Genomic DNA, 24305 nt, shown 5'->3' with positions numbered 1-24305 from the left:
GCACCCTATGGCGGGCGCTCAGTTCTGGGTGGAGCCCTTCTGCCAGACGCCTTCGCGTTCCAGCAATCTGGTTGCCGCCACCTGCTCGGCCGCGCGCTTGGAGCGCTCGACACCGGTTTCCGGCTTTACGCCGGGAATTTCGACAGTCACTGTAAAGCGAGGATCGTGATCCGGTCCGGAGCGATCGTCAATCCTGTAAGAGGGCGTGGTCGCAAATCTGGCATGCGCCCATTCCTGCAATTCGGTCTTGGCGTCTCGCCGTCCGGCATCCACGCTCGTTGCGCGGCCCTGCCAATATTTCAGAATGAACTTGCGCGATGCTTCCAGCCCGCCATCCAGATAGATGGTGGCGATCAGGCTTTCGACCACATCGGCACGCACATTCAGCATCGCCTTGCCGGTCAGCTTTTTCACGTCGGATCCGGTACGGATGAAATTGTGCAGCCCCATCTCGTCGCCGATCGCGGCGCAGGATTCGGCGCTTACGAGCTGGTTGAGACGGACGGAGAGTTCACCTTCGGTGGCGTTACGGAAAATGGAGAACAACAATTCCGCCACGCAGAGGCCGAGAACGCGGTCCCCTAAAAATTCCAGCCGCTCGTAATTGCCGGCCGCGGCGGAGCGGGCGCTGGCATGGGTCAAGGCCCGGTCGAGCCGGGCCTTTTCCTTGAATTCATATCCGATCAACGCTTCCAGACGGGAAATTTCGTCCGCGGAAAGCGGCTTGGTCTTACTCATCCCACAACCTTGAACAGGCGGTCCCAACGCATGTTGGCCGGCCATTCCCAAATGCGGCTGAACGGCGTGTCGTTGCCCAGCGAGAAGAAGATGACGCTGGCGCGGCCGATCAGGTTTTCTTCAGGCACGAAACCGACATCGAAGCGGCTGTCGAGCGAATTATCGCGATTGTCGCCCATCATGAAATAATGGCCTTCCGGCACCACGAATTCACGCGTGTTGTCGCCGCGCGAATCGGGCGACTGGTCCAGCGTGTCGTAGGTGACGCCATTATCAAGCGTTTCGCGGAAAACAGGCACATTGGCGCCCGGATCGGCGCGATAATCTGACGTGAAGGTGCCGTCGGGCTGCTTCGGAACCGGCTGACCGTTGATGAACAGCACGCCGTTCGTCACCTGGATGCGATCACCCGGCAGGCCGACGAGACGCTTGATATAATCGACTTCAGGATTGGGCGGCAGGCGGAAGACCACGACGTCGCCGCGCTTCGGCTTGCTGAATTCGAGAATGCGGCCCGAAAACAGGTTCGGCGAAAAAGGCAGCGAATATTTCGAATAACCGTAGGAGAACTTGTTGACGAAAAGATAGTCGCCAACCAGAAGCGTCGGCATCATCGAGCCCGATGGGATCGTGAAGGGCTGAAAAAGCACGGTGCGGATGACCATGGCCAGCAGCAGCGCCTGAATGATGACCTTGACGTTCTCCCAGAGGGCGTTCTGCTTCTTTTCAGCTTTTTCCGACACTTAAAGACCTGCCTGATTGTTTCCCGGCTTCTTCGGCTTCGCGAAGGCTTCCGGGCCGTTGTTTGTAGAGCCTGCGGCGGTGGAGCGGTTTCACACTGCCAGCAACGCTTTCATATTTCTGCGACTTCTCTAGAACCTTTCCAGCCCGAAGGGAAGCGCTTCTGTCACACGCCCGCAAATAGAACGCCAATGCGGCAAGGCCGGGGCCTCAATCGATCACGGGAAGCGCTTCTATGATCACAAATGCCTGAGCATAAGGAAAATCGTCCGTGATCGTCAGGTGAATATTGGCGCGGTGGCCGGCAGGCAGCATGGCCGCCAGCCTCTCCCCTGCCCCATTGGTCAGCACCATGGTCGGCTTGCCGCCCGGCAGATTGACGACACCCATATCCTTCCAGAAGACGCCGTTCGCAAGGCCGGTTCCCAGCGCCTTGGAACAGGCTTCCTTGGCGGCGAAACGTTTGGCATAAGAAGCGGCGCGGTTCTTGCGGCCATCGGATTTGGCGCGCTCGATATCGGTGAAACAGCGATGGGTGAAGCGTTCGCCGAAACGTTCGATCGACTTTTCAACGCGTCGGATGTCGATCAGGTCGCTACCCAATCCAATGATCATTTCAGCATCTCCAGAGAAGCATTCTTGTTGGCGGCGCGATGCGCGAGATTTTCCATCTTGCGGCGCTGGAAACCGCTGATGAGGCCATAAACGGCGATATAGGCGATGACTGCGCTGATGACGGCAGGAAGAAGCGCGCCGATGGTCATGGGCTCCAGCACCGGCGTCCATATCTGCCGGAATTCAAGATGGCTGAACAGCGCCACGAAATCCACATGCGCGGCACTTTCCGTCTTCTGCCGGCCGAGGATGAAGTGCCCCAGCTCCCAGGTGGATGCCCAGATGAAAGGAAATGTCAGCGGATTGGCGAAGGTGGTGCCTAGTGCTGCCGCCACGAGATTGACGCGCAAGAGGAAACCAAGCGCCATGGCGATGATGATGTGAACGCCGAGAAACGGCGTCCACGCCACGCCCACACCGATGGCGACACCGGCGGCAACAGAATGCGGAGAGGCGGAAAGCCTGAGCAGGCGCAGCTTCATATAGCGCAGCGAACGGGAAAAACCCGTTCGCGGCCAGAACAGGTCGCGAATCTTCTCTGAAAAACCAACGGGTTCACGGCGGCGAAACGGCATGGGGGCAGTCTATTTCATCGCCCCGGCCGAGCCAAGAGCATGGCAGACAACAAAGGACTTTTGCCGACTTATCCCCACGTCCGTCATTCTGGCCTTGAGCCGGAAACCAGCCTACGCGTGTTCGCGCAGCGTCGACAGATCAATAACAAACCTTGCCGGACACTCTGACGTCATCCTCGGGCTTGTCCCGAGGATCAGCAAGCGATTGATTCAATTCAACGTGATTAGATCCTTGGGGCATCCTCGAACTTGTTCCCGGGACCAAGGAGACGTTGAGGAAATACGCTCCCTCTCGCCGTCAACTTCATTGCAAACGCAGCATGTCATATCAGTCAAACCGGACAGCTGTGTGTGGGACACCCGCTAGAAGCGCGTATTCACCTTGGTCTACGAGACGCAGGAATGCACAGGCCGATACGGCTGCATCTGCTAGCCCCATACGCATGGCGATGGGCTGCCATGCGTTGAGTGCATTACCGGCGGAACAGGCCGCGGTCGATTTCGCGCTGGCGGAATTCGAGATCGACATTCGATACCGAACCGCTGAGATATTCGAATTCGCGTTCCTGGGTGGTCTTGCCACGGACGGCACGGGCGATCTTGCGAAGCGGAGTAAACATGATTTTCGGCCCTTTCGGTTTGGAACTGGCGTTTCTCATCGGTGTACATCCACCGGCACGCCGCGTTTCCTTCTCTTCAATTTCTGAGGAGAAAATAGTCGCAAACCGCTTCCACGACCAGAGACAGGAAAAGGCCGCTGCCATGCGTTTAACGCATAACAACGGCCTTTCAGTATCTTCAAAGGATCAAAAATGCCTCAATCGAAGGCACGCGTCACCGTCGAGACGCAGTCGAGATCCTTGAGCTGCGACAGAAGCTGGTTCAGCTGCCTGAGATCCCAGACTTCGACATCCAGCGCCAGCTCGGAGAAATCCGTGCCGATGCGGACCATGTTCAAGCCCCGAATATTGACATCGAGCGTGGCGATGGACTGCGCCACGGAGGCGAGCGTGCCCGGCTCGTTCAGCGCATTGATCATCACCCGCGCCATGAAGCGCGACTTGTTCGCTTCATCGAGGTCCCAGCGGACATCGATCCAGCGCTCCGGCTCATCGTCGAAACGCTGCAGCGCCGGCGCCTGAATGGGATATATGGTAATGCCCTTGCCTTTTTCCATGATGCCGACGATGCGGTCACCCGGAACCGCGCCGGCGGCACCGAAATGCACGTCGACATTGCCGGAAAGGCCGCGGATGGGCAGCGGGTCCGGCCCATCCAGCATTTCGGCCGCGCCGTCGTCCTCCAGAGCGGAGCGCGACTTTCCGGGGATCTTGAAGACCATGCCGGAAGCGCTGCGCATATTGAACCAGCCGTCGTCGCCGGTCATCTTCACCGTGACGCGCTCGTCCTGATAATCAGGATAGACCGCACGCAGCACATCGAGCGAAGAGACCTCACCGCGCCCGACGGCGGCGATCGCGTCTTCCACATCCTTCTGCGCCAGACGATGAAGAACGGGCTTCAGTGCTTCACGCGAGAAGGCCTTGCCGGCGCGCTCGAAGGTGCGCTCCAGAATGCGATAGCCAAGGCCGGAATATTGCTTGCGGATGGCCATGCGCGTGGCACGGCGGATGGCCGAGCGGGCCTTGCCCGTCACCACCACCTCTTCCCATGCGGCAGGCGGCACCTGCACGCCCGAGCGGATGATCTCCACCTCGTCGCCATTGTTAAGCCGGGTCACGAGCGGCATGATCCGCCCGTTGATCTTGGCGCCAACGGTGGTGTCGCCGATATTGGTGTGCACCGCATAGGCGAAATCGATGGGGGTGGCACCGCGCGGCAGCGCAATCAGCTTGCCCTTGGGCGTGAAGCAGAACACCTGGTCCTGGAACAGTTCCAGCTTGGTATGTTCGAGGAATTCTTCCGGGCTGTCGCCTTCGGCGAGCGATTCGATGGTGTGGCGCAGCCAGGAATAGGCGTTGCTTTCCCGAGAGAGCAGATCGCCCTCCCCGTTTTCGCCATCCTTATAGAGCGCATGGGCGGCAATGCCGAATTCGGCGATCTCGTGCATGCGCTTGGTGCGGATCTGCAGCTCGATACGCTGGCGCGAGGGTCCGACGATGGTGGTGTGGATGGAGCGATAGTCGTTCTGCTTCGGCGTGGAGATGTAATCCTTGAAGCGACCCGGCACCACGCGCCAGCGGGTGTGCACGATGCCCAGCGCCCGGTAGCAGGCGGGAATATCGTCCACCAGAATACGGAAACCGTAAACATCCGAAAGCTGCTCGAAGGAAAGCGACTTCGCCTGCATCTTGCGGAAAACCGAATGAGGCTTTTTCTGCCGCCCTTTTACGTTAGCCCCGATCAGGCCGTTCGCCACGAGAAGCTCACGCAACTCGTCCTCGATCTTCTTGATCAGGCCTTCATTGCGCGTTTCCAGTTCCTGCAGGCGGTTCGTCACCGTCTCATAGGCTTCCGGGTTGAGATAACGGAAGGACAGGTCCTCCAGCTCGTCGCGCATGTCCTGCATGCCCATGCGGCCGGCGAGCGGCGCATAGATTTCCATGGTTTCCTCGGAAATGCGGCTGCGCTTGTCGGCCGGCATGTATTCCATGGTGCGCATATTGTGCAGGCGGTCGGCGAGCTTGACCAAGAGAACGCGCACGTCGTCGGAGATGGCGAGCAGCAGCTTGCGCAGGTTTTCGGCCTGTTTCGCCTTGCGGGTGACGAGGTCGAGCTTCTTGAGCTTGGTGAGGCCTTCCACCAGCCGGCCGATATCTTCGCCGAATAGCTCGTCGATTTCCGCACGGGTGGCGGTGGTGTCCTCGATCGTATCGTGCAGCAGCGCCACCGCGATGGTCGATTCGTCGAGATGCATTTCTGTGAGGATCGCGGCAACTTCCAGCGGATGCGAGATATAGGGGTCGCCATTGGCCCGCTTCTGCTGGCCGTGTTTCTGCATGGCGTAAACATAGGCCTTGTTCAGCAGGGCCTCATTCGCATCCGGTTTGTATTTTTGAACTCGCTCGACGAGTTCGTATTGCCGCATCATGCGATATTCCACAAAAAGAAAGCGCGCCAACCTTGGGGTCGGCGCACAATGCTGCATCAATAGGGATCAGATTATGACGGCAACTATTGACAGACGGTAACCACCGCCTGTCAAAGGCGTCATAAAACCGGATCAATAATCGTCATTTTTTTCCGGCGGCACAAGGCCTTCGATGCCGGCCAGCAGTTCTTCTTCCGACATCTGGTCGAAAGTGACGGTTTCCGGCTGGTCGTCGTCTTCGCCGTCGGCAATAGCAGAGGCGGCGAGCGTGACCGGATCGGGCTCGGGCTCGTCCACTTCCACATGCTTCTGCAGCGAGTGGATGAGGTCTTCCTTCAGATCGTCGGGAGACAGCGTCTCATCAGCGATTTCGCGCAGCGCAACGACAGGGTTCTTGTCGTTGTCGCGGTCAACCGTGATGGAAGAGCCCTGCGAAATCTGGCGCGCACGGTGGCTGGCGAGAAGCACCAGCTCGAAACGGTTGTCTACTTTATCAATGCAATCTTCTACTGTGACGCGGGCCATTGCCTGTCCTTTGTGGGTCGTAATGTCGTGGATCAGAGCGCCGTGCGATATTAGCGATGCACCGGCTGTGCCCTAACCTATTGAATCTGCGCCTCGCGTCTTGCGAAAAACACTCAAGATTTCTCGTGACGAAGCTTTCCAGCTTCCGATACAGCCATTGGCCGCGGAATTCAAGTTTTTCCTGTATTTGGCGTCTTTTGGCAACTTATCCGCCATGTTTGGCGTCTGATGAACAAAATGTCTAGAAGAATTGTCTTGGAATACGGGGGAAGGTAGCTTACTTAAAACGCAACGGCGATGCGCAAAATTCGTTGATACGACATGATTTTTTGCGTTAGCGACCGGAAATAAAAGCCAGATAATGGCCTTTCCAAAAAAAGGAATGGGATGGAATGTTCGATCCACGGGAGAAAATTGCGCTCTTCATAGACGGAGCCAATCTTTATGCAGCATCGAAAAGCCTGGGGTTCGATATTGACTATCGCAAGCTTCTGAAGGCGTTTCAGAAGCGTGGCTATCTGCTGCGCGCCTATTATTACACCGCTCTTATCGAAGATCAGGAATATTCCTCGATCCGCCCGCTGATCGACTGGCTGGATTATAACGGCTACAAGGTCGTAACGAAGCCGGCGAAGGAATTCACCGACGCACTCGGCCGCCGCAAGATCAAGGGCAACATGGACATCGAACTGGCGGTCGACGCCATGGAGCAGTCCGAGACCGTCGATCACCTGGTGCTGTTTTCCGGCGACGGCGATTTCACCACGCTGGTGGATGCGCTGCAGCGCAAGGGCCGCAAGGTTTCCGTGGTTTCCACCATGGCCACCCAGCCCGCCATGATCGCCGACGATCTGCGCCGCCAGGCCGATCACTTCATCGATCTGATGACGCTGAAGGCCGAAATCGGGCGCGACCCGAACGAGCGCCCCGTTCGTCACGCCGAAGGTCCAGAGACCGTCTGATTCGGTTTTTGTACCGCTGATATTGCAAAAACGCGTCCGTCCAAAAGACGGGCGCGTTTTTGTTTTAAGCGTCTCCAGCAGGACAAAATTCCTTTTAGAATTAACAAACATCAAATTCAGCCAGTCGAAATTATATCTTGGTTAATTTTAGACGTGTCTAAATCACGCAACGGCGCCAGAGACGTGAATTGGGCGCCAGATCAGGATGACTAGACATGCATGGCCAAGAAAAAACCGACCGACAACTCGATGAAAGACTGAATTTTCTGGGGCTTGGCCACGGTGAGCGGCAAAATCTTTCAAACATGAAGGGCGTCATCACCGGCTCTCTCGATGCCTCTCTCGATCGTTTTTATGCGAAGGTCCGTTCGGTGCCGGAGACCGCGAAGTTCTTCGCGAACGACGCGCATGTACAGCACGCCAAGGCCATGCAGCTCAAACACTGGGCAAGGATCGCCTCGGGCACATTCAACGCGGATTATACCGATGCCGTGACCGCCATCGGCCGCACCCATGCAAGGCTCGGGCTGGAGCCGCGATGGTACATCGGCGGTTATGCGCTGATGCTCGATGGCATCGTAAAGGCCCTCATCGAGTCCGAATTGAAGGGCCTCTTCATGGAAAAGAAGGCCAGGAAGGTGAAGGACGCCTTGTCCGCCACCATCAAGGCCGCGCTTCTCGACATGGATTATTCGATCTCCGTCTATCTCGACGTGCTTGCCGCCGAGCGGCACAAGGTGGAGGCCGAACAGGCGCAGATGAAGAAGGAGCAGGAGCATGTTCTCGCACTGCTTAACAGCGCCCTCGACAGGCTGGCCAATGGCGACCTCACCTCCAGCATCGGTGAAAAGACCGCGCCGCAATTCCAGGGGCTGATCGCCAATTTCAACGCCGCCGTCGGCAATCTCTCCGGCGCATTTGCGCAGATCATTGAGGAAGCGAACAAGATTTCCGGCAATACCCGCGAGCTGACTTCCGCGACCGACGACATGGCCCGCCGGACGGAGCAGCAGGCGGCCGCCCTTGAGGAAACCGCCGCCGCCGTCGAGGAAATCACCACCATTTCCAAATTGTCGGCGCAGCGTTCCGAAGAGGCCAAGGCCATCGTCGAAAGCTCGGCCGTCGAAGCGGCACGCTCGCGCGATGTGGTGACGGAAGCGGTGAAGGCGATGGGGGCCATCGAGGACTCATCGCAGAAGATCACCCAGATCATCTCCGTCATTGACGAGATTTCGTTCCAGACCAATCTTCTGGCGCTGAATGCCGGCGTGGAAGCCGCGCGCGCCGGCGAGGCTGGCAAGGGTTTCGCCGTCGTTGCTCAGGAAGTGCGCGAACTGGCGCAGCGTTCAGCCAACGCCGCAAAGGAAATCAAGACCCTGATCTCCAAATCCTCCGCGGACGTGATGCAGGGCGTCTCGCTGGTCAACAAGACAGGCGAATCCTTGAATACGATCGGCAACAAGGTGGATCATATTCAGGAACACATTGCCTCGCTGACCAAGGCTGCGCAGGAGCAATCCGTCGGCATTCAGGAAATCAGCGCCGCCATCAACAGCATGGATAATCTGACCCAGAAGAATGCGGCGATGGTGGAAGAAACCAATGCGGCCACGCATAATCTGAGCGATGTCAGCGCCAATCTGGCGGCGCTCGTCAGCCGGTTCAGCGTCTCGGCAACGAAAGCTCATGTGGAGCGGACTTACAAGGCGGCGTAACGGGGCCCGGCGCGCAGCACACTCCCGTCATCCCGGCCTTGAGCCGGGATCCAGCCAGTCCAAGTCCTTGGGCTGAAAGAACTCTTTCCACGGCGCAGACGCGCCGTGACTGGATGCCGGATCAAGTCCGGCATGACGGAGGAACAAGCGGTGAAAGGCAGCAAGCCCCCTGCCCGGCAAAATTTATTGCCGCTCAGGCGTTGCCACCCTTCAGCAAGCGCGACTTCTGCCGGTTCCAGTCGCGTTCCTTCTCGGTCTCGCGCTTGTCGTGCAGCTTCTTACCCTTGGCGAGCGCCAGTTCCAGCTTCGCGCGGCCCTTTTCGTTGAAATAGACCTTCAAGGGTACCAGCGTCATGCCTTCGCGGTTGATACCGGCGCGCAGGCGGTTGATCTCACGCTTGCTCAAAAGCAGCTTGCGGCGGCGGCGCGGCTCATGGTTGAAGCGGTTGGCCTGCAGATATTCCGGCAGGTGGGAATTGATGAGCCAGATTTCATCGCCCTCGTCCGACGCGTAGGATTCGGCGATATTCGCCTTGCCTTCGCGCAGCGACTTGACCTCGGTGCCGGTCAGCACGAGCCCTGCTTCATAGGTATCGATGATTTCGTAGTTGAAACGGGCCTTGCGGTTTTCCGCAACGATCTTGTTCACCACGCGCTGGCTGCCTTTGGGGGCCATGATATTTCAATCCCTTGTTTTTCTTATTGCGCCTTCGGCTTACCGCCGAGAGCGGTTTTCGAACCTCTATTTAATGTTGTCGTCGCAAAAAGAAAAGGCGCGCCGAACGGCTTCTGTTTCGAAGCGGTCCATGGCGCGCCTTTTAGGTTTTCAGGCGTGTCTCAGTTCATCAGGCCGGCATGCTTCAGCGCCGCATCGATGGCCGCTTCCGTGGCCGGTTCCAGCGTGCTCATCAAGGGCGAACGGACCCGGCGATTGCCGCCGCGGGTCTTCGACAGCGCATATTTGGTGCCGCAAACGCCGGGCTCCATGAAGATGGCCTTGTGCAGCGGCATCAGGCGATCCTGATATTCCAGCGCCTTGGCGTAATCACCGGCGAGCATCGCCGCCTGGAATTCCGAACAGAGGCGCGGCGCGACATTGGCGGAGACAGAAATGCAGCCGACGCCGCCATGGGCGTTGAAACCGAGCGCCGTACCATCCTCACCCGAAAGCTGGATAAAATCCTTGCCGCAGGAAATACGCTGTTCGGAAACGCGATCGATCTTGCCCGTCGCATCCTTCACACCGACGATGTTCTTATGCGCCTTGACCAAGGCGCCCATGGTTTCCGGCGACATATCCACCACCGAGCGCGGCGGGATATTGTAGATGACGATCGGCAGCTTCACCGCTTCTGCCACGGCAGAAAAATGGGCGAACAGGCCCTTCTGGGTCGGCTTGTTGTAATAAGGCGTCACCACCAGCAGCGCATCCGCACCGGCTTCCTGCGCGTGCAGCGCAAGCTCGATCGCCTCATCGGTATTGTTGGAGCCAGCGCCCGCAATGACCGGAACCCGTTTCGCCGCTACCTCGATGCACAGCTCGACGACACGTTTGTGCTCGTCGTGGGAGAGGGTTGGAGATTCCCCCGTCGTGCCCACGGGCACAAGTCCGTTGCTGCCTTCGGCGATCTGCCATTCCACATGGGCGGCAAACGCCTGTTCGTCCACGGCGCCATTGTCCGTGAACGGGGTAATGAGGGCGGGAATTGATCCCTTGAACATGCAAAGCTCCTGGCGCCGAGCCGGTTCATGCTTCGGCCGCATTCGATGGTTAAAACCGGCACACATTAGAGCCAGCCCTTGGCGCCGACAAGCGCAAAGGCAGCGTATTTTGTCCGAAATTGTCGGAAGTGTGACAGTCTCCGGACCGTGATCGGCAAGCACAAAAGGCCGGTGCCGAAAAGAGACGTCGCTCGCGGGCCGGTGAATAAAAGTTGATTGAATTGCGAGGCGGTTATTAAGATTTCATTAAGGCTGAAATCCCAAGATTCCGGTGCGGGACATCAGACCGTTTTCGGCAATCCCGCTGCAATGAAACGATATTACAAGAAAGTCGACAAATCCGTTACACGATGAAGAGCGGCATGAAAAAGACAGTCTGGGGATTGATGGCGGCGGGCCTTGCCGCAACCGTTTGGAACGCACTGGCCGGGCCGCTGCCGGAAGGTGCGGCGCCGCTTCCCTATGTCAAGCCGAATGCACCTGCTGTTCCGGCCTTCATGCCGGCCTCGCCCGAGATCACCGGCGCCATACCGCGCCTCAACCGCCCCGATGACACAAGCCAGTTGAAGGCAGGTCTCGACGCGCTTTCGAGCCGTGATGCGGCCCGCGCGATTGCGCTGCGCAACACCATGCCGACCGGCAGCCTTGACCGCCATATCCTCACCTGGGCTATTGCCGTTTCCGGCCAGAAGGACGTCGCTTCCGCCGAAATTGCCGCTGCCCAGCGCGAGCTCTCCGGCTGGCCGGGTGCGGCGACGCTGCGCGCCAATTCCGAAAAAGCGCTTTACCGCGAAGATCCGCCCGCACCCCAGGTGCTTGCCGCCTTCGGCAATAGCCGCCCGGAAACCGCCGAAGGCACCGTGGTGTTCGCCAAGGCGCTCGCCTCCTCCGGCAAGGGTGCGGAATCGCAGAGTCTCATTCGCCAGCTCTGGGTCAGCGAAGGCATGGACAAGGACATGGAAGACCGTGTGCTTGCCGAGTTTCCCGCCTATCTGACGCCCGCCGACCATAAGGCGCGCATGGACTATCTGATGTATCGCAGCCGCATCAGCCAGGCGAAGCGCTTTGGTGATCTCGGCAAGGCGCAGTCGCTTTACAACGCCTGGGCTGCCGTGCTGCAGCGATCCGCAACCGCAACCGCGCTCCTCGGTAAGGTCGACGCCTTCTGGCGTAGCGACCCTGCTTATCTCTTCGCACGGGTGGAAAACCTGCGCAATCAGCAGAAATACCCTGAAGCAGCAGCCCTTCTGCGACAGGCGCCGAAGGAAGCGGCCAAGCTCGTTAATGCCGGCGAATGGTGGAACGAGCGCCGTATCATCGCCCGCGGCGTCGCCGATCTCGGTGATTTCGCCGAGGCCTATCGCATTGTCGCCAATCATTCTGCCACCTCGGCGGTCGATACCGCCGATGCGGAATTCCATGCCGGCTGGTACGCGCTGAGGGCGCTGCGCGACCCGGCGACGGCTTCGCGTCACTTCAACACGCTGCTTCAGACCTCGAACCGGCCGCTTTCGGCGTCGCGCGCCTATTATTGGCTAGGTCGGGCGGCGGAAGCCGGTGGACCGGGCGACGCCCGCGACTTCTTCACCAAGGCAGCCGCTCACCCCGGCACGTTTTACGGCCAGCTCGCCGCCGCGCGAATCGGCGCAAAAACATTGAACGTCACCTATCCGAGCCCCAGCAGCAGCGACCGCGAACGTTTCGCCGGCCGCGAAGCCGTACGCGCCATCGACCGGCTGGAGGCGGCCGGTTACGGCTGGCGTGCCGACAGCCTTTATCGGTCGCTTGCGGAACAGCTCGACAGTCCCGGCGAGCTTGCCATTCTGGCGGCAAGGGCTGAGGGCAACGGCAATCACCAGGTTTCGCTGCAGATCGGCAAGACGGCCTTCAGCCGCGGCATCGATGCGGCAGCGCTCGCCTATCCGCTCGGCGTCATTCCCGCCAGCGCCAATATTGCCGGCTCCGGCAAGGCGCTCGCCTATGCGATTGCCCGGCAGGAAAGTGCTTTCAATCCCGCCGCCGTCTCCGCCGCCAATGCCCGCGGCCTGCTGCAACTACTGCCCGGAACCGCCAAGGGCGTGGCCGGCCGCCACGGCCTGCCCTACACGCAGGCGATGCTGACCAGCGATGCGGGCTACAACGCCACGCTCGGCGCGCATTATCTCGGCGAGCAGATCGACAGCTTCGGCGGCTCCTACATCCTCACCTTCATCGCCTATAATGCCGGACCGAAACGCGTGCCGGAATGGATCTCGCGATATGGCGACCCACGCGGCAAGCCGATCGACGAGGTGGTCGACTGGATCGAACGCATCCCCTTCCCCGAAACGCGCAATTACGTGCAGCGGGTGATGGAGAATTATCAGGTCTACAAGACACGGCTGGGGCAACAGGCCGATATTGTCGATGATCTGCGCCATGGGCGTGCGGGATAGAACCCGGATTAATTGATCTATCTATGCGGGAACATGCACCGGCTCGTCCGGTGCTTTTTATTTGCTACATCCGGGCGGGTTTTAGCTTTTTTAAAGATACTCAAACGAAAAACCCCGGCATCTCTGCCGGGGTTTCCATCACTGACTATGTCAGATCAGATTAGAACGAACGCTGAAGGCGAACGAAACCAGTCCACTGGTCGCCAGCGCCGTTGTCAACACCTTCGGTGCCGTCAACGTCCTGGTAGTTAACAGCAACCTTGGTGGCGAGGCCCTGCGTGATCTGGTAGTCGAACGTTACGCCAGCGCGCCATGCGTCACGGTCGCCAACGAAGTCGTTATCAGCACCGATGTCAACCGTACCGAAGTACTGAGCGCCGGGGGTGATGGTCAGCTTGTCAGTTGCCTTGATGGCGTATTCAGCAGCAACCGTCCACTCAGACTCTTCGTAGTAAGAGTTTGCGCCGGAAGCCCATACGCCGGAGAGGCCGAGTGTGCCCGGGCCGATTTCAGCCGTGACGATTGCACGGATTGCACCGTTTTCCTGGTCGGTGTCATAGGAGCCGAGCAGGTTTGCGCTGATTGCGCCGAACTTGGCACCGATGATACCGCTTACGCCAACGTTGTTCGGGCCTTCGATGAAGCCGCCCTTGGCAATACCGAGGTTCGAAACGCTGTCAAGCGGGGTTTCCAGTTCTTCAACCGAAATGCCTGCATAGAAAGAGCCGGCATCGTAGGTGTAACGCAGAGCGTTCGAACGGGTAGAGTTCGAAGACAGGATATCGGTTTCGCCAGAGAGATCGTCATCCCACCAGGTGTACATGTAACCGACCTTCAGGCCGCCGAGTTCGATGAAAGCCTGGTCGACGTTAACGCCGCGGCTGCTGTCGTTGTCAGCTTCGCCACGGAAGCCGATGAAGCCACGCAGAGCGCCGAGTTCGGTGTCGGTGCGGGTGTCAACTTCAAACTGAGCGCGCGTGAACGAATCCCAGTCAGAGGTGCCGGACTGGTTACGACCGAAGTTGGTCTGGAAACGGATGTAACCGCCGAACTTCAGGCAGGTTTCGGTGCCGGGGATGTAGAAGAAGCCGGTGCCGAAAGCGTCGCAAACGCGAACGTATTCCAGGGGCTCAGGCTCAGCAGCGACGATAGCGTCGGCAGCGTGAGCGCCGGATACTGCTGCGAGAGCCGCAGCGGAGCCGATGAGAAGGCTCTTGATGTTCATGGTTGACCTCCAGTCAAACGCTTAATCTTCTAAGCAGCGGGTGGGAAAGCACTCAGGAATGCGTGCCGCTTATGGAGATGATTAGAGCCAAAACCGGCCGGACAGGCAATCGTAATCATGACAGAAGGAAGACAGTAAGGTGTCCTTAGTTTTTCATTGTTGCGAAATAGCTACAATTCTAACCGACGAGACCCCATTCGTTAAAAAAATATTAATAACCTATGCTTTTCAGCCACTTAACAAGGATCTCAAAAAATTCGCCACGGTACAAACCAAGCAATCACCTAAATCCCGACACGATCAGGCCACTGAAAATTGTTCAAAAGACGATTGCAATGTGAAAAGAGCCCTACTCCTGCAGGAGAAAACTGACGGAAAAGCAAAGGCTCGCGGCTTCGGGTTTCTTGACGCGACTCAATGGTCTCAACACACAAACGAATCAATAAGCATGCATAGCGGTCTATTCCGGGGATAAAACTGCAGGAAATCGGAACGCGATGGCGACCGCCGCCCGCCGCAATGTCCGCTTTTTCAAGGCGACATTCGAACAAAAAAAGCCCGGCTCGAGAGCCGGGCTTTCCATCACTGACAATGTCAGATCAGATTAGAACGAACGCTGAAGGCGAACGAAGCCGGTCCAGCTGTCGCCACCGCCGTTAACACCTTCGGTGCCATCGACGTCCTGGTAGTTAACAGCGATCTTCGTGGAGAGACCCTGGGTGATCTTGTAATCAACCGTCAGGCCAGCGCGCCATGCATCGCGGTCGCCAACGAAGTCGTTGTCAGCACCGATGTCGATCGTACCGAAGTACTGAACGCCGGGGGTGATGGTCAGCTTGTCAGTTGCCTTGATTGCATATTCAGCAGCAACTGCCCACTCAGACTCTTCGTAGTAAGCGTTGGCGCCAGAAGCCCATACGCCGGAGAGGCCGAGTGTGCCCGGGCCGATTTCAGCCGTGACGATTGCACGGATTGCACCGTTTTCCTGGTCCGTGTCGTAACCGCCAAGCAGGTTAGCGTTTACAGCGCCGAACTTGACGCCAACGATACCGCTAACACCAACGTTGTTCGGGCCTTCGATAACGCCACCCTTGAGGATGCCGAGGTTCGAACGTGCGTCGAGCGGAGCTTCCAGTTCTTCAACTGCAACGCCAACGTAGAAGGAGCCGGCATCGTAGGTGTAACGGATAGCGTTCAGACGGGTGTCGTTCGAAGAAAGGATATCGGTTTCGCCAGAGAGACCGTCATCCCACCAGTTGTAGTAGTAACCAACCTTCAGGCCGCCGAGCTCGATGAAAGCCTGGTCGACGTTAACGCTACGGCTGGTGTCGTTGTCAGCATCGCCACGGAAGCCGATGTAGCCACGCAGAGCGCCGAGTTCGGTGTCGGTGCGGGTGTCGATGTTGAACTGAGCGCGCGTGAACGAATCCCAGTCAGAGGTGCCGGACTTGTTACGGCCGAAGTCGGTCTGGAAACGGATGTAACCGTCGAACTTCAGGCAGGTTTCGGTGCCGGGGATGTAGAAGAAGCCGGTGCCGAAAGCGTCGCAAACGCGAACGTATTCCAGGGGCTCAGGCTCAGCAGCGACGATAGCGTCGGCAGCGTGAGCGCCGGATACTGCTGCGAGAGCCGCAGCGGAGCCGATGAGAAGGCTCTTGATGTTCATGGTTGACCTCCAGTCAAAGTTTTTAAGTGGGTCTGGGTACTTTCGCTGAAGGACAGCATTCCCTGCCCCATTCCCGTGTTCTTAGAAGCCAAACGATCCACCGCCTCGCTTCTGGTGGTGAAAATACAAAAGGTTTCGCCGCTTGCAATCGCCAACATCCGATAAATAGCATTTACGTATATGCTTCATTTCGGTTTGTTGCGGAAACAACACACAGTGCGCACCCGGCCGGCAGACAGCTTTACCATGCGTTAAGAAATTGCTTGAAAATCCGTTAGTTAGCGAGGTTAACAAGGTCTTTCTAAACTACCGGCCTTTTCGGCGAAGCCTTGCCTTGCTGGGCAAGGATGATGGAAATTTTTGCTTCCTCATACCCCTTAACCTGACATGCCGCCACGGCGCTCATGGAGAAAGGATAGAAAACCATGCCGTTTGCCACCGATTCCTCGCGCAACGATTCGACGCGCTTGCTCAGCGCTGGTTACGATACTGCCGGTACGATATTGAAGTCGACACCACCAAGTCTCTTGATTCGCTCGTTTCTTCCATAATCGAAACCTGAAGAGCGCGGACGTCTGCGGCTTCATGGTGCGAGGTCGACATGGCTGTCGCGCACCGAAGCACGAAGCCCGGGTCGGCTATGATTTGGAGCTGAGGGATATGTAGGGCTGAAGTTTCCGGTCTGTGCCAAAGTGGCGGAGAGGATGGGATTCGAACCCACGATACGCTTTTGACGTATACTCCCTTAGCAGGGGAGCGCCTTCGACCACTCGGCCACCTCTCCGGTGCGGCCTGATTATTGCGTAAAAAAAATGATTGCAAGGCTTTTTCGCCAAGAAGCACAAAAACCTGTTGGCTGAACATCGCCCCCGCGAAACTTTGCGGGCAATTCGGGAACTTCTTGACCGACCGTACGTTCTGCCTTCGGTAACAAAAGAGGTGTTCTAATGGCTCAGACCAAACTGAATGTTGTCGAAGACACGATCGAAAACCAGATTGCGGAGTTGCGTTCGCAGATCGCATCCCTCTCCAAATCCGTATCCGCCCGCGCGGAAGGGGTGAGCGAGGATGCATCCGAATTTCTGGATGAGGCGCGCGGACGCGTCCGCAAGGCCGCACATAATGTGCGCGCCCAGGGCCAGAATGTCGTGGAAGCTGTCAAGGAAAATCCCGGTACGGCAACCTCCCTGCTGACGATCGTTGGCGCACTCGGTTTTGCCATCGGTTATGCCGTCGGCACAAGCACACAGCAGAACTCGTCGAACAGCAGCCTTTATCGCTGGCGCTAATCGCTGCATGGAATTAAAATTCAGGCAAGGCGGGTCAACCCTGCCTTGCCTTTTCGTATGGGTTTGAAATGTAATGAATGGGGGCGGATATGCGGTTCAGCGACGATCTTGAAACGGCTTTGTCGGATTTTGCGAGGGATCACGGCATAGACAGGGATGAGGCCATCCAGCGCATCATTCGCGCCGCCCTTATCAATAGCGGTTATCTCGCCTCCGGCGAAGAAGGTATTCCGCCGGAAAAGCTGAACGCCAGCAACGACGACTGAATTAATATCCCGACCGCGATGGCGCAGGCGCTGCTCCGCCCTTGTAACGGGCCGACAGCGCACGCAGGGTGTTGGCGAATTCCGTGACATCCGCCCCGACGGCGACGAAGGACGCGCCGAGTTCGAGATAACGGCGATTATAGGTTTCGTTAAAGGTGAGAATGCCGGCAGCCTTGCCCGCCTTGACGATCTTGACGATGGCCGCCTCAATCACCGCCTGCACTTCCGGCTCGTCTATGCGGCCAAGATAACCCATATCCGCGGCCAGATCCGCCGGGCCGATGAAGACGCCGTCCACGCCCTCCACCGCGAGAATATTATCGAGATCGTTGATCGCCGCGCGCGTTTCGGCCTGCACCAGCAGGCAGACGCTATCGGAGGCGCTGTCGGCATAGTCGGTTATTGTGTTGAAGGCGGAAGCGCGGGCAACGGCCGCGCCCATGCCGCGAATACCGCGCGGCGGATAATGCATGGCGCTGACCAGATCCGTGGCCTGGGCGGCCGAATCAACCATCGGCACGAGAAGCGTGCGCGCACCCGCATCCAGAAGCTGCTTGATCATCCAGCTTTCGCCGACCGGCACGCGCACCACGGGTTCCGCGGACGACGTGGCAAGGGCACGCAGCTGGTCGATGATGCTGCGCAGATCGTTCGGCCCATGCTCGCCGTCGATCACCAGCCAGTCGAACCCCGCCGTACCGGCGATTTCCGCCGTGATGGCCTCGCCCATATCGAGCCAGAGGCCGATCTGCGGCTTGCCGGCATGGATGGCGGTTTTGAAACGGTTTTCGGGAGCAGGCATGATATCCTCAGGAAAGCAGTAATTTCAGATCGGCGGAGAAGTCCGCCAGGATGGCGCGATCCGGCTCCGCGCCGGTATCGAGCAGTTTCTTGCCGGCAACATAGGCCTTGGCATCGTTGACGGCATCGACGGCGACGAATCGTCCATCGCGGAAATACCAGACGGACCAGCTGCCTTCGCGCGCACCGGGCCGGAGCACCGTCTCGTCGTAACCCAGGTTGAAGCCGGCAATCTGCAGCTTGGCGTCATATTGATCCGACCAGAACCACGGTTTCGGATCATAGGCGGTTTCAGCCCCGGTGAGCACGGCAGCGGTCGCCTCCGCCTGATCGACCGCATTCTGTACCGATTCGAGACGCACATGCTGGCCTCGCCACGGCAGCAGCGCGCAATCGCCCACCGCATGAATGGCGCTGTCGGATGTGCGGGCATGGTCGTCCACCACGATGCCGTTGCCGACATCGAGGCCCGATTCGCGGGCAAGGCGATCATTCGGCGTCACGCCGATGCCGACGATGACGAAATCGACATCAAGCATAGAGCCGTCGGAGAGTTCGGCAGCGGCCACCCGGCCTTCCATGCCGACAAGGCGCACGAGGCCGGTCTTTTCGCGGATGGAAACGCCATGGGCCTGATGGATGCCGCGCATGATATCGGCGGTTTCTTTCGCCGCCACGCGCTGCAGAATGCGGTCGGCCATCTCGATCAGCGTCACCTCGAGGCCGAGCTTGCGGGCGACAGCGGCTGCTTCAAGGCCGATATAACCGCCGCCGATCACCAGCAGCCTGCGGCCGGGCTTCATCTCCTCCATCAGCCGGTTGGCGTCGCGCTTGTCGCGAACCGTCAGGACGCCTTCGAGATCACCGCCGATGCTGGCGGGCAGCAGGCGGGGTGCGGCCCCGGTTGCCAGGACCAGCCTGTCATAAGAAAGCGTGCTGCCATCCTGCATGCGCACGGTTTTTTCAGCGCGGTCTATCTCCTCCACCCAGGTGGAAAGCCGAATATCGACATTGTTTTCGGCGTACCATTCCTCCGGGCGGAACATCAGCCGGTCGAAACTCATCTCACCGAGAAGGTATTTTTTGGATAGCGGCGGACGCTGGTAAGGATAGGCATCCTCGGAACCGATGATGGTGATGGGGCGCTCGTCCTTCAGCGCCCGAAGCTTCGACGCCAGCGCGAAAGCGGCCTGCCCCGCCCCGACGATTACCAGCCTTCCCGTCACAGTTCACTCCCAGAACAACCACGAAGCGCCGATCCTGCCGACCCTCGCGAAGCCATATTACCGGATCAGGCGTAACGCCAAGTACGGCCCCAGTCAACCGCGCAGCAACGCCAGCCCGGTGCAAGCATGACGCATTATCAGCACAGGCTGCGGCACGACTGCAACCTGATGGGACCGAACGCATTTCCATAGTGGAAACATCGGCTTCCCCGACGGAAGATTGGTCGAGATCGACACAGACTAGAGATAATTGCGCGCATTTCCTTCATGCCCTGGCAAGGAAGCGGCGTTAAAATCGGCACGAAAGAGGCAATCCGGGAGGTTGTCATGGCTTTACATATGGATATCAGTCAGAACGTCCCACAGGACGAGATGTACGAGAAATTTCAGATCGACCGGCCCGGCAAGATCACCTTCATCGGGCATCATCTCAGCGCCAAGGACACCATGCGCTGCCTGGTGCGGACCATTTCCCTCTACGGCGCCGAGCTGGATGTCAGCCCCGATCTGGAAATGCCGGCCAATTTCTATCTGGAAATTCTGGGCATCCGCGACGAGATCGGCTGCACGCTGATCCGCCGCGAGGAAGAAAAGGCCACGATCGGCTTCAACATGCTGATCGATGCGGAATTCCTGCACCATGTGCGGCGCCTGAGCTTCGAGACCAGCGTCTGACCTTGTCACGACAGGCCGATGGTTTTTTCCATCCCTTCTTCGCGACGAAAAATTCTGTTCCAAAACAGCCATGCCGCAACCGGCCGCGCCTTGCGTCCGGTTTTTTTGCACCTATTGTGAGCCGGGTTTTAAACACAGGTACCGGAACTTTCAGCCAATGTCCGCTTTTTCACGCCTTACACCACTTGCCGTCTCGCTTCCCTCCACCGTTCCCTTCGTCGGCCCCGAGGCCATCGAGCGGAACCGCGGTTTGAAGGTGGAGGCGCGAATCGGCGCAAACGAAAGCGGCTTCGGCCCCGCCCCTTCCGTGCTGCTGGCCATGCGCGATGCGGCAGCGGAAACCTGGATGTATAGCGATCCGGAAAATTTCGAGTTGAAGGAAGCGCTTGCCATTCACCACGGCGTTGCACGCGGCAATATTGCCATCGGCAGCGGGGTTGATGGCTTGCTGGGCGAGATCGCCAGGCTGATCGTCGAGCCGGGCACGCCCGTCGTCACCTCGTTTGGCGGCTATCCCACTTTCAATTACCATGTAAATGGTTTTGGCGGGAGACTCGTCACCACGCCCTATGTCGACGATCACGAAGACCTCGACGGTCTTCTCGACCTCGTTAACAGGGAAAATGCGCCGCTGGTCTATTTCGCCAACCCTGATAATCCGATGGGAAGCTGGTGGGAAGCGAGCGAGGTGGTTGCCTTTGCCCGCGCATTGCCGGAAACCTGCCTGCTCATTCTGGACGAAGCCTATTGCGAGACCGCGCCCGCGAGCGCCGTTCCGGCCATCGATGCGCTGATCGGCCAGCCGAACATCCTGCGCATGCGCACCTTCTCGAAAGCCTATGGACTCGCCGGCGCGCGCGTGGGTTACGCCATCGGCACGCTCGGCAACGTCGAAGCCTTCGACAAGATCCGCAACCATTTCGGCATGGCGCGCATTTCGGTCGCCGGCGCCTTGGCGGCGCTGAAGGACCAGGCCTATCTGCATGAAGTCGTTGGCAAAATCTCCGCAGCCCGCGAGCGGATTTCGGTAATCGCCCGCGAGAACGGCCTTTCACCGCTCCCCTCCGCCACCAATTTCGTCACCATCGATTGCCACCGCGACGGTGCTTACGCCCGCGCCATCGTCGATGGGTTGATGGAGCATGGTGTGTTCATCCGCATGCCGGGTGTTGCGCCGCTCAACCGCTGCATCCGCGTGAGCGTGGGGCCGGATGACAAGCTTGATCTTTTCGAACAGGCGCTGCCGAAGGTTCTCAAGGCGATCGGGTAAGTTCCCAACCCACCCTCATTCCTGTGCTCGTCACAGGAATGAGGGTTGGAAAGTCCGCACAATGCGCGCATCGATTCAACATCCTCCCGCAAACCCCTGCCCAGGAATCATTTTCTGGCAACGAGAGCTCACCAGACATAAGAAAACCGCGCCGGCCTTGTTCCTGCCGGTCGCGGTTTGATGTGTCAGCGCAAAAGCCCTTTTTCAAAGCCCTCGCCGCGTTCCCCTTCGGGTTTACTTTCGTTTTGACCGGTCGTCGGGACTGGAGGGAACCGGACCGGAAATCTCAATAATGGCTTGGGTCAATCAGTGCATCGTCATCCAGTCGCGGGCGGCGCGCAGTGCTTCGGCGAGTTCCGATTTCGTCATGTTGCGGGCGAGATCAGCGCGGAGCGAAGCGGCTCTTTCCGATCCGCGGATCGCGGCGATGTTGAGCCATTTATGCGCTGCGATCAGGTCCACCTTGCAGCCCCGGCCGGTCGCATAGACCAGGCCGAGATTGCAAAGAGTGTCGGCGCGGGTTTCGCCACCGGCAGCCATTTCGATATCGCTGATGTCAAAGCGTGCCATTGTTTTAATCCCTGTCTTTCTACCTGTTTCATCATTCGCCTTCTTGTCGAGGCTACCGTCCGGACCCGCCGTCTTTTGCGGCTTTTTTGTCCTTTCGTCCGGCAGGTTTTCCCTGCGCTTTTGATGAGTTCACTATGCCACGGGGCTTTCAACGGTCGCTTAAAAGGCATGATTAATGGGCCGCAAACAAACTGCAAACGATTGGTAAAATTGGGTTTTTGTTAAATATCACGAGCCGCGGAAATTAAGGACTTTGCGGCGAATTTTACGAAAACTTTAGAAATGGATTTAAACCCTTCCTTCACCACGATCAAAACAGCGGTTTTCGAATTCTCCCTTTTTCGCTCCTCCCGCTGCTGCAAATGCCGCGCCGCGGCCACAAATTTCTGTTTCCTTTTACGTGAACGTCAAATACTATCCGCCCTGCCCGTCATGAGGATGAAACGGGCAAAGGATATTGCGGTGTGAGGAGCAATCGTTGCGCCGCAGGGCGGCTTTGGGCCAGAAATGGCGCATTCGCATGCCAAATGGGTTTGATCTGCGCATCGCCTCTTCGGGCCTGTCCGGGCCAGGAAAGCCTGCGCGAATTTCGGGAGGAATTTCATGAAGCGTATGATGACGATTGCCGCCGCCCTCATGCTGAGCGGCAACCTTGCCTTTGCCGGCGAGGCGATCGAAGGCAATTGGAAGACGGCCAGCGGCGAAACCGCCGTGATCGGCCCCTGCGGCGGCGCCTTCTGCGTAACGCTGAAGACCGGCAAACACGCCGGAAAACAGATAGGCAAGCTTGCCGGCAAGGGAAACAGCTATTCCGGCGAAATCACCGATCCCGCCAATGACAAGACCTATAGCGGCTCCGGCACCGTTTCCGGCAACTCGCTGAGCATGAAGGGCTGCGTGCTGAAGGTTCTGTGCAAATCACAGACCTGGACACGGTTGTAATCGACAAGGCGGCGGGTGGGCTTTCTGTCCTCCCGCCTGCGGTCCCGCGCCTGACGGTGCGGTGCGCTGCCCAAGGATCGCGCCCGAAATTGCGGACAGACGCCGCATGGAAGCCATATATCCCTCGATGTATCGTTGCGCCCAACCCCAACGAGAGCAACGCATGCGCCCCACCTTTTCGACAATCCTGATCGCGGGCACCTCCCATGTCGGCAAAAGCACCCTTGCCGGCCTGCTGAGCGAAAGACTGCGTTGCGAGGCAATATCGACCGACAGTCTCGCCCGCCATCCGGGAAGGCCATGGCCGGGCATTCCGGCTCCGGTGGAGGAATATTACTCACAGCTCTCGGCGGAAACGATCCACTGGTTTCTGAAGATACATCATCAGAATATCTGGCCATTGATCCGCGTGATGATCGACAGCAGGTCGGGCACCGGCGCTCCCGCAATCTTCGAGGGCGCGGCCCTGCGGCCGGAATTGATATCGCCCCTGCTCGGCAGCACGGTCGCCGGTGTCTTTCTCCATGCCGACAATGATTTTCTTCTCGATAGAATGCGCTCTCACGCGCAATATGAAGACGCAACGGCCGACAGGCGGCGGATCATGGACGCTTTCATCGAGCGTTCGTTGCGGGAAAACACCGACATGCTGGCATCCGCGCAGGAACACCACTTGCCGGTTGTCGATGTGACCCAGCCTCAGGCATTCGAGACCCTGCTGACCGATCTTGCGGCACGCGCGGAGGCCCCTCTGTCCTGATCGAAAAGCGGGTGGTGCGAGATGCCCAGCGCCATTGCGACGCCAATCCACCATGTCACCACCCGTTAACATCCCTGAACAGCATATGAACCGGGGTCTCAGGGTCCGTTCAGTCCGAGTGTGGCAAAACTCTGTCCATCAACTCCAATAAAGGGGAATGGACATGGCAAAGCTGATCAGCCGACTGGCAATCTTCGCGTTTCTCATGGCGATCTTCGCCATGTCCTTCGCCTCGCTCGTCGTTAATCCGAACCGCAGTTTCCAGCGTGTGAATGCCGGTGCGGCAATTGCCTGCCAGCACAGCCCCTCGCCCGCCGCCAATTGCCCCGTCGTACTTTGAGGACCGGCCGATGACGACTAGTTTTTCCAACGGCCTGTTTTCCGCACTGAGACTGGTGCTGATGGCCTCGATCTTTCTTGGTCCGGTGGCCGGACTTGCGGTTTACAAGGCCGATCCCCGCCCCGCCTCCAAGGGCGCCGGTTTCGTGCTCCTGATGAGCCTTCAGCGCGGCGCGCTCGGCTGAGTTTCCGCCGC

Annotated in this window: 25 protein-coding genes and 1 tRNA gene; 11 read left to right on the top strand and 15 right to left on the bottom strand. The window is 58.5% G+C overall.

What is annotated here, in order from left to right; all coding sequences use genetic code 11:
- Nucleotides 1–18: 18 nt before the first annotated feature.
- The 7 genes from rnc to rpoZ form a co-directional block, all read right to left on the bottom strand.
- Nucleotides 19–738 carry a ribonuclease III gene (rnc, locus tag DA915_RS05240; protein WP_003509950.1) on the bottom strand — a complete coding sequence of 240 codons (720 nt, stop codon included), beginning with the start codon at nucleotides 736–738 and terminating at the stop codon, nucleotides 19–21.
- Nucleotides 735–1481, bottom strand: coding sequence for a signal peptidase I (lepB, locus tag DA915_RS05235; protein WP_003509951.1), 747 nt, complete (start codon nucleotides 1479–1481; stop codon nucleotides 735–737). Before lepB ends, rnc begins: the two co-directional genes overlap by 4 nt.
- A 208-nt stretch (nucleotides 1482–1689) precedes the next feature.
- Complete coding sequence (acpS, locus tag DA915_RS05230; RefSeq protein WP_003509952.1) at nucleotides 1690–2094, bottom strand: holo-ACP synthase; 405 nt, start codon at nucleotides 2092–2094, stop codon at nucleotides 1690–1692.
- On the bottom strand, nucleotides 2091–2669 hold the full coding sequence (locus DA915_RS05225; RefSeq protein WP_003509953.1) for a DUF2062 domain-containing protein: 579 nt from the start codon (nucleotides 2667–2669) through the stop codon (nucleotides 2091–2093). Before DA915_RS05225 ends, acpS begins: the two co-directional genes overlap by 4 nt.
- A gap of 473 nt (nucleotides 2670–3142) precedes the next feature.
- Nucleotides 3143–3289 carry a hypothetical protein gene (locus tag DA915_RS05220; RefSeq protein WP_003496944.1) on the bottom strand — a complete coding sequence of 49 codons (147 nt, stop codon included), beginning with the start codon at nucleotides 3287–3289 and terminating at the stop codon, nucleotides 3143–3145.
- Between the two features lie 197 nt (nucleotides 3290–3486).
- Nucleotides 3487–5721: a bifunctional (p)ppGpp synthetase/guanosine-3',5'-bis(diphosphate) 3'-pyrophosphohydrolase gene (locus DA915_RS05210; protein WP_003509955.1), complete on the bottom strand. Its 2235-nt coding sequence runs from the start codon at nucleotides 5719–5721 to the stop codon at nucleotides 3487–3489.
- A 132-nt stretch (nucleotides 5722–5853) separates the two neighbouring features.
- On the bottom strand, nucleotides 5854–6246 hold the full coding sequence (gene rpoZ, locus DA915_RS05205) for a DNA-directed RNA polymerase subunit omega (RefSeq protein ID WP_020009554.1): 393 nt from the start codon (nucleotides 6244–6246) through the stop codon (nucleotides 5854–5856).
- Between the two features lie 392 nt (nucleotides 6247–6638).
- On the opposite strand from rpoZ, the gene DA915_RS05200 reads away from it, so the two are divergent.
- Nucleotides 6639–7208, top strand: a complete 570-nt coding sequence (locus DA915_RS05200; protein WP_003509957.1) for an NYN domain-containing protein — start codon at nucleotides 6639–6641, stop codon at nucleotides 7206–7208.
- 215 nt (nucleotides 7209–7423) lie between these two features.
- Nucleotides 7424–8923 carry a methyl-accepting chemotaxis protein gene (locus DA915_RS05195; RefSeq protein WP_107675316.1) on the top strand — a complete coding sequence of 500 codons (1500 nt, stop codon included), beginning with the start codon at nucleotides 7424–7426 and terminating at the stop codon, nucleotides 8921–8923.
- 193 nt (nucleotides 8924–9116) lie between these two features.
- Here DA915_RS05195 and smpB read toward each other — a convergent pair whose 3' ends face one another.
- Both smpB and dapA read right to left on the bottom strand, forming a co-directional pair.
- Nucleotides 9117–9599 (bottom strand): SsrA-binding protein SmpB, encoded by a 483-nt coding sequence (gene smpB, locus DA915_RS05190; RefSeq protein ID WP_003509959.1) that lies wholly within the window; start codon nucleotides 9597–9599, stop codon nucleotides 9117–9119.
- A gap of 161 nt (nucleotides 9600–9760) precedes the next feature.
- Nucleotides 9761–10645 (bottom strand): 4-hydroxy-tetrahydrodipicolinate synthase, encoded by an 885-nt coding sequence (gene dapA / locus DA915_RS05185; protein WP_003509960.1) that lies wholly within the window; start codon nucleotides 10643–10645, stop codon nucleotides 9761–9763.
- 362 nt (nucleotides 10646–11007) lie between these two features.
- On the opposite strand from dapA, the gene DA915_RS05175 reads away from it, so the two are divergent.
- Nucleotides 11008–13080, top strand: a complete 2073-nt coding sequence (locus tag DA915_RS05175; protein ID WP_192886412.1) for a lytic transglycosylase domain-containing protein — start codon at nucleotides 11008–11010, stop codon at nucleotides 13078–13080.
- A gap of 160 nt (nucleotides 13081–13240) precedes the next feature.
- On the opposite strand, the gene DA915_RS05170 is transcribed toward DA915_RS05175, so the two are convergent.
- The 3 genes from DA915_RS05170 to DA915_RS05155 form a co-directional block, all read right to left on the bottom strand.
- Nucleotides 13241–14305 (bottom strand): porin, encoded by a 1065-nt coding sequence (locus DA915_RS05170; RefSeq protein ID WP_107675315.1) that lies wholly within the window; start codon nucleotides 14303–14305, stop codon nucleotides 13241–13243.
- Nucleotides 14306–14909: 604 nt separating this feature from the next.
- On the bottom strand, nucleotides 14910–15971 hold the full coding sequence (locus tag DA915_RS05165) for a porin (RefSeq protein ID WP_060726119.1): 1062 nt from the start codon (nucleotides 15969–15971) through the stop codon (nucleotides 14910–14912).
- A gap of 693 nt (nucleotides 15972–16664) precedes the next feature.
- Nucleotides 16665–16755, bottom strand: a tRNA-Ser gene (locus tag DA915_RS05155).
- 163 nt (nucleotides 16756–16918) lie between these two features.
- On the opposite strand from DA915_RS05155, the gene DA915_RS05150 reads away from it, so the two are divergent.
- On the top strand, nucleotides 16919–17260 hold the full coding sequence (locus DA915_RS05150; protein ID WP_003509967.1) for a hypothetical protein: 342 nt from the start codon (nucleotides 16919–16921) through the stop codon (nucleotides 17258–17260).
- Nucleotides 17261–17349: 89 nt separating this feature from the next.
- Nucleotides 17350–17526, top strand: coding sequence for a hypothetical protein (locus DA915_RS28815; protein ID WP_162993007.1), 177 nt, complete (start codon nucleotides 17350–17352; stop codon nucleotides 17524–17526).
- A gap of 1 nt (nucleotide 17527) precedes the next feature.
- On the opposite strand, the gene DA915_RS05140 is transcribed toward DA915_RS28815, so the two are convergent.
- Both DA915_RS05140 and DA915_RS05135 read right to left on the bottom strand, forming a co-directional pair.
- Nucleotides 17528–18328 carry an aldolase/citrate lyase family protein gene (locus DA915_RS05140; RefSeq protein ID WP_003509969.1) on the bottom strand — a complete coding sequence of 267 codons (801 nt, stop codon included), beginning with the start codon at nucleotides 18326–18328 and terminating at the stop codon, nucleotides 17528–17530.
- 7 nt (nucleotides 18329–18335) lie between these two features.
- Nucleotides 18336–19553: an NAD(P)/FAD-dependent oxidoreductase gene (locus DA915_RS05135; protein ID WP_107675314.1), complete on the bottom strand. Its 1218-nt coding sequence runs from the start codon at nucleotides 19551–19553 to the stop codon at nucleotides 18336–18338.
- A gap of 327 nt (nucleotides 19554–19880) precedes the next feature.
- Here DA915_RS05135 and DA915_RS05130 point away from each other — a divergent pair, with 327 nt between their 5' ends.
- Nucleotides 19881–20228, top strand: coding sequence for a hypothetical protein (locus DA915_RS05130; protein WP_020809747.1), 348 nt, complete (start codon nucleotides 19881–19883; stop codon nucleotides 20226–20228).
- 157 nt (nucleotides 20229–20385) lie between these two features.
- Nucleotides 20386–21498 (top strand): pyridoxal phosphate-dependent aminotransferase, encoded by a 1113-nt coding sequence (locus tag DA915_RS05125; protein WP_060723988.1) that lies wholly within the window; start codon nucleotides 20386–20388, stop codon nucleotides 21496–21498.
- Nucleotides 21499–21804: 306 nt separating this feature from the next.
- Here DA915_RS05125 and DA915_RS05120 read toward each other — a convergent pair whose 3' ends face one another.
- Nucleotides 21805–22068 carry a sel1 repeat family protein gene (locus tag DA915_RS05120; RefSeq protein WP_003509974.1) on the bottom strand — a complete coding sequence of 88 codons (264 nt, stop codon included), beginning with the start codon at nucleotides 22066–22068 and terminating at the stop codon, nucleotides 21805–21807.
- A 603-nt stretch (nucleotides 22069–22671) separates the two neighbouring features.
- On the opposite strand from DA915_RS05120, the gene DA915_RS05115 reads away from it, so the two are divergent.
- The 4 genes from DA915_RS05115 (at nucleotide 22672) to DA915_RS28805 (ending at nucleotide 24294) form a co-directional block, all read left to right on the top strand.
- Nucleotides 22672–23010 (top strand): DUF2147 domain-containing protein, encoded by a 339-nt coding sequence (locus DA915_RS05115; RefSeq protein ID WP_003509976.1) that lies wholly within the window; start codon nucleotides 22672–22674, stop codon nucleotides 23008–23010.
- Nucleotides 23011–23173: 163 nt separating this feature from the next.
- Nucleotides 23174–23770, top strand: coding sequence for an AAA family ATPase (locus tag DA915_RS05110; RefSeq protein ID WP_107675313.1), 597 nt, complete (start codon nucleotides 23174–23176; stop codon nucleotides 23768–23770).
- Nucleotides 23771–23927: 157 nt separating this feature from the next.
- The gene (locus DA915_RS28810) at nucleotides 23928–24110 is read left to right on the top strand and encodes a hypothetical protein (protein WP_020809511.1); all 183 of its coding nucleotides are present in this window, start codon (nucleotides 23928–23930) and stop codon (nucleotides 24108–24110) included.
- Nucleotides 24111–24120: 10 nt separating this feature from the next.
- Entirely contained in the window at nucleotides 24121–24294 is a 174-nt protein-coding gene (locus DA915_RS28805; RefSeq protein ID WP_003509979.1) for a hypothetical protein, read from the top strand.
- The last annotated feature ends 11 nt before the right edge of the window (nucleotides 24295–24305 follow it).

The organism is Agrobacterium sp. LAD9 (assembly GCF_003031125.1).
Classification (GTDB): Bacteria; Pseudomonadota; Alphaproteobacteria; order Rhizobiales; family Rhizobiaceae; genus Agrobacterium; species Agrobacterium radiobacter.
Note: the sequence above shows the minus strand (reverse complement) of the source record. Positions and strands in the feature narration are given on the sequence as shown.